The organism is bacterium, assembly GCA_024224155.1.
GTDB lineage: Bacteria > Acidobacteriota > Thermoanaerobaculia > Multivoradales > JAHEKO01 > CALZIK01.
The window spans coordinates 1-4,036 of sequence record JAAENP010000553.1 but is presented as its reverse complement, the minus strand read 5'-3'; the positions used below and the strand labels follow the sequence as shown (position 1 = coordinate 4,036).

Sequence of the window (4,036 nt, the reverse complement as noted above, 5' to 3'; positions counted from 1 at the left end):
GCACCTTCCAGGCGATGGCCGGGGAATGGGACGTCAAGCTGGAACGGCGGCAGAGTCCCCAGGCGCCGTGGCAGGAGAGCCAGATCACCTCGACCATCGAGGCCCGGATGGGCGGTGCCATGCTCGAGGAGACCTACGTCTCGCCCCAGGGCATCGAAGGTCTGCGCACCTTTACCTACGACCGCTTCAAGGAGCGCTACCGCCTGACCCAGATGAACAGCTACACCTCCCACCTCGACGTCCAGGAAGGCGCTTATCAAGACGGCCGGCTGACGGTCTCCAACGCCGACACCGACACCTCATGGCAGGGCTTCGGCCGCACTTTCCACCAGCGCCTGTCGTTCTTCGACATCACGCCGGAGGGCTTCAAGGCCGAGGCCGAGCAATCGGTTGACGGCGGCGAGAACTGGTTCGTCAACCGCAAGGCGACCTATACGCGGAAGACCGACTGACGGTGTAGGGGTGGGCCAATGTGCCCACCCGCGGGCGCCCACATTGCGGCGCCCCAACATTCGCGTCGGCGAAAGGCGCCACATTGGGGCGCCCCTCAAGTCAGCGAACCAGTGCTTCTTCGCGCCGTTTTCGGCCGCCGGTCGTGCGGATGCGATCGAGCGCGGTCTCGCCGCCGTACTTGGCGACGATGCGATCGTCGTAGTCGTCGGAGATGTTGGCGACCGCGGCGATGGCGTTGAGCAGGTTCCGGCGCTCCAGGGTGCGGCCGAAGATCGAGTAGGAGAAGAAGATGTCGGTGCCGACCAGCGAGAAGGCGCCGAACGGCAGCGTGTGGTTGAGCTCGAGCAACCCCAGGAGCAGATTCTCGTCGACCTCGACCCCCTGGACGCAGTAGGCCATCACCGTGACGGTGATTTCCTCGGGTCCGTAGGGATCGACCGAGATCTCGATCACGGTGCTGCCGTAGCTGACGTAGAAGTGGCCGTCGTCTTCGCTGAAGACGTCTTCGTCGAACAGCTCGATCAGGAAACCTTGACGTCCTGGTGGATCTTGGTCTGGCGCTCGTTGTCGAAGTGCATGCTTCCCCCGTTCCGGCTGGTGCTTGGTCCCCGGTACGTTGTGGAATCACTCTATCGCACTCGGAGCGCAAACCCCACAGGCTTCTTGGCCCAGCCCTCCGTGCCGGGAGTCGCGCCCGATGACTCGGACGGACTCCCGGCTCGAGCACCTACCCCAAAGGAGTGCTGAAAGCCACCGTTCAGGGTCGTTGACAGCCCCCGGGGCATGCCATATCTTGCCGAATAGCGCCGCCTTGGCGATATCTCTCCGCGAGCGGCCGAACGCCGATCGACTACGGCATCCTCACTCCTGATTCCAGCCTCATCTCTCGATATCTTCCCCGACCGCGGGGCGAAAGGAGCATCCATGACGAGCTCACTCAGAAGCGTCCTCGGACGCAGCGTCCTCCGAAGCACCCTGGCAGCCGCTTTGGTCCTGGCCCTGTTGCCCGGCACCCTGCTGGCGGCGGGTTTCGGCATCTACGAGCAGAGCGCCAAGGCTTCCGGCCTGGCCGGTGCCTGGGTCGCCCGCGCCGACGACGCCGCCGCCAACTGGTACAACCCGGCGGCTCTCGTCTGGCTCGAAGGCAGCGAGTTTCAGTTCGGCACCAACATCATCAATACCGGCGACTCCGAGCTGACCTCGAGCGACCCGGCGTTCGGTCTGTTCCAGCCGACGACTTTCGAGCAGGAGTCGAACCTGGCGACGCCTTCGCACTTCTACTACCGCCACAAGTTCAACGACAACGTCGCCTTCGGCATCGGCCTCAACAACCCCTTCGGCCTGGTGACCGAATGGGCCGACCGGCCGGTGACCTTCTCGGCCGCCAAGTCGGAGCTGGCGACGTTCGTGCTCAACCCCAACGTCGCGTTCCGCCTGACCGAGACCTGGAGCGTCGCGGTCGGCATCGACTATCTCTTCGCCGACCTGAAGAGCTTCTCCCGCGAGGTGCCGGTCGACCTCGACGGCAATCCCTTGAACGGCTTCGAGGTCGTCGGCTTCACCGACTTGACCGGCGACGGCGACGAGTTCGGTTGGAACGTGGCCACCCACTATAAGAGCGACAGCCTCTCCTTCGGCCTCAGCTACCGCTCCGACATCACCGTCGGCATCGACGGCAATATCGCGTTCTCGAACTTCGGTCCGCTATCGCCGTTCTTCCAGGACAGCCCGGGCACGGCGGATCTGAAGCTGCCGGAAACGATCGCCGTCGGCGTTGCCTGGACGGGGAACACCTGGGGCTTCGAGGTCGACGCCGTCGAGACCGGTTGGTCGGTGTTCGACACCCTGGTGGTCGACATTCAGAACAACGTGCCGGGCTTCGTCGAAGACATCGCCCTGGCCGAGAACTGGGACGACTCCCTCGCCATCCGGATCGGCGCCTCGCGCAAGCTCGGCGCCAAGGGCGAGCTGCGCTTCGGCGTCAACATCGAAGAAGGCGTGGTCCCCGAGACCACCCTGCGGCCGTCGATTCCCGACGCCGACCGCACCGCGCCCTCGATCGGCTACGGCTACCTCGGCAACAAGTGGGCCATCGACGGCTACGCCCAGACCTTCCTATTCGACGACATCACCTCGGTGCGCGGCGAAGAAGGCGTCATCGTTGCCGACTACGATTCCGGCATCACCCTGTTCGGGATCACCTTCGGCCGCCGCTGGTAACGCCCCAGAGCCCGTGCTTGCAGCGCGGCTCTCGGATCATCTTCGATGATACGAAACCGCACTTGGCACGGCCTCCGGCCCAGCCCCTCCTTCAGGAGATCGTCCTCGAAGACTCTGACGATCTCCTGGCTAAGCCTCTGTGACCCGCTCCCGACGGAGGCATCAAGGGCGCCCCAACGCGGCGCCCTTCTGCTATTGTTCTGCGTCGTCGCGCGTCATTCGCGCGCAATGAAACATCGTGGAATCGATCATCCTGCGCGGCGCGCGCGAGCACAACCTCAAGAACCTGACGGTCGAGATTCCCCGTAACCGCCTGGTGGTGGTCACCGGGGTCTCGGGCTCGGGCAAGTCGTCGCTGGCGTTCGACACCCTCTTCGCCGAGGGCCAGCGGCGCTACGTCGAGTCGCTGTCGGCCTACGCGCGGCAATTCCTCCAGCAGATGGAGAAGCCGGACGTCGACTCGATCGACGGCTTGTCGCCGGCGATCTCGATCGAGCAGAAATCGGTATCGCGCAATCCGCGGTCGACGGTCGGCACGGTGACCGAGATCCACGACTACCTGCGGCTCCTGTACTCGTCGATCGGCGTGCCCCACTGCCCGAATTGCGGCCAGACGATCCGGCCGCAGACGGTGCAGCAGATGGTCGACCGGGTGATGGGGCTGAAGAAGAACAGCCGCCTGGTGCTGTACGCGCCCTATGTGCGCGGCAAAAAGGGCGAGTACAAGAAGCAACTGCGGCAAATGTCGCGCGAGGGCTTCGTCCGTGCTCGGATCGACGGTGAGACGATCGATCTCTCCGCCGCGCCGCCGGATCTCGACAAGCAGAAGAAGCACGACATCGACATCGTCGTCGACCGGCTGGTGGTCAAGCCGGGAATCGAGAAGCGGCTCTCGGCGTCGATCGAGACCGCGCTCAAGGTCTCAGGTGGCCTGGCGGTGCTGGCGCCCCTCGGAGGGCGCGAGGAAACGCTGTCGCAGAGCTATGCCTGCATCGACTGCGGCACCAGCCTGACCGAGATCACCCCGCGCCTGTTCTCGTTCAACAGTCCCTACGGCGCTTGCCAGGAATGCTCGGGTCTCGGCACCCTGATGGGCGTCGACACCGACAAGATCGTCGCCGACCCCGAGAAGTCGCTCGCCGGCGGCGCGGTCGGCCCGTGGCGTCCGGGCTCGAGCTCGTTTCAGATGCGCATGGTCCAGAACCTCGCCGACGATCTCGGCTTCTCGCTCGATACGCCGTGGAAGAAGCTCACCAAGCGGGTGCGCAAGATCCTGCTCCACGGCTCGGGCAAGCGCGAGATCTCGTTCAGCATGAAGAGCAAGCGCTCTTCCTACCAGTGGAAAGGGGTATTCGAAGGCGTC

Annotated in this window: 4 protein-coding genes; 3 read left to right on the top strand and 1 reads right to left on the bottom strand. The window is 64.7% G+C overall.

From position 1 onward, the window contains the following. On the top strand, positions 1–452 hold a 452-nt coding region (locus GY769_25465), incomplete at its 5' end, for a DUF1579 domain-containing protein (protein ID MCP4205274.1). Positions 453–552: 100 nt separating this feature from the next. Here the strand turns inward: GY769_25465 and GY769_25460 are convergent. After that, positions 553–906, bottom strand: coding sequence for a YbjN domain-containing protein (locus GY769_25460; GenBank protein MCP4205273.1), 354 nt, complete (start codon positions 904–906; stop codon positions 553–555). A 471-nt stretch (positions 907–1,377) separates the two neighbouring features. Here GY769_25460 and GY769_25455 point away from each other — a divergent pair, with 471 nt between their 5' ends. Next, entirely contained in the window at positions 1,378–2,673 is a 1,296-nt protein-coding gene (locus tag GY769_25455; GenBank protein ID MCP4205272.1) for a hypothetical protein, read from the top strand. Positions 2,674–2,908: 235 nt separating this feature from the next. Next, on the top strand, positions 2,909–4,036 hold a 1,128-nt coding region (locus GY769_25450), incomplete at its 3' end, for an excinuclease ABC subunit UvrA (GenBank protein ID MCP4205271.1).